General features: G+C 65.5%; 1 protein-coding gene. It reads right to left on the bottom strand.

The annotated features are described in order from the left end of the window. On the bottom strand, positions 1 to 1,180 hold a 1,180-nt coding region (locus RY076_RS23615; RefSeq protein ID WP_323102474.1), incomplete at both ends, for a CDP-glycerol glycerophosphotransferase family protein.

The raw sequence follows: 1,180 nt of genomic DNA on the forward strand, positions 1-1,180 counted from the left end.
CGGTCGAGGGCCTCGATCGCGGCCGTGACCCGCTCACAACACCGACCATCACGCATCGGGAACGTCGCCTCGATCCGCGCCTGGTACTCCGGCGTCGCCGCATACCCGTGCCCGGCGATCTCCACCACCGCACGCACCGCATCACCCGCCTCGGCCACCACCGGACCGAACCCGTCACGCCGGTACTGGAAGTACCCCGCCCGACCCACGTGACCACCAGCCATGACCCGCGCCTCGTCGAACTGGAAATACACCACCGGACGATCCATGTACGCCGTGTTGAACGCCATCGAGGAATAGTCCGTCACCAACACCGCCGCCCGCGCGAAGTACTCCTGCACATCCGCACCATCGAACGACAACGGCAACACATGATCCGGCAGATCCATCTTCGCCAACACCGGCTGGATGTTCGGATGCGGCAAGAACGCCACCCGACGACCCGTCCGCGCCGCCAGCTCCGCCAGCTCCGGACTCGACAGGAACGCCGTCCACGCCTTCGCATAGTCCGTCTCGAAGAAATGCCGGTCGATCACCCGACGCTGACTCCCCGGCTTCAGCGGCGGCACCAACCAGTTACGCCACGTCGGCGCCACCAGGATCAGGTCACACCCCTCACCCGAGAACTCCCGCGCCTTCTCGTGCAACCGGTCGAACCGCGGCAACCCCGTCAGCACCGTCTCCTTGTCGGTGAACACGTACGGCGACCCGTCCCCCGCGATCGACGCGTACTCCCCCGGCGTCGAGGTCACGAACAAGTCGATCTGCTTCGGGTTCAACCACCGCGACAGGTCATCCTTGATCACCCCGTGCTGCAGGAACGTGAACCGCCACCGCGGCACCGGCACATGCGCCATCACCGCCGGCGGCTCCTGCACCGGCTTGTCGATGTGCGACGACACCAGATGCCCCGCATTGATCATCAACAGCTTCCACCGCAACGACCCGTGCGCCACCAACCGCGCCCCGTACCCGTCCTCCTTCAGACGCCGCCAGTCCGGCGTGTCCTTCTCCAGCACGAACCACGCATTCACATCCGGCCGATGATCCCGCAGATACCGGAACAAGATCTCACCCGAGTCGTTCGCATCATGGATCCGATCCATCAACACCCACGCATCACCGAACACCTTGCGCACCTGCGGCCGCGCCGCCAACAACCGCACCGGATCGACCTTCA

Origin of the sequence: Intrasporangium zincisolvens (assembly GCF_034724055.1) — a bacterium.
GTDB lineage: Bacteria > Actinomycetota > Actinomycetes > Actinomycetales > Dermatophilaceae > Monashia > Monashia zincisolvens.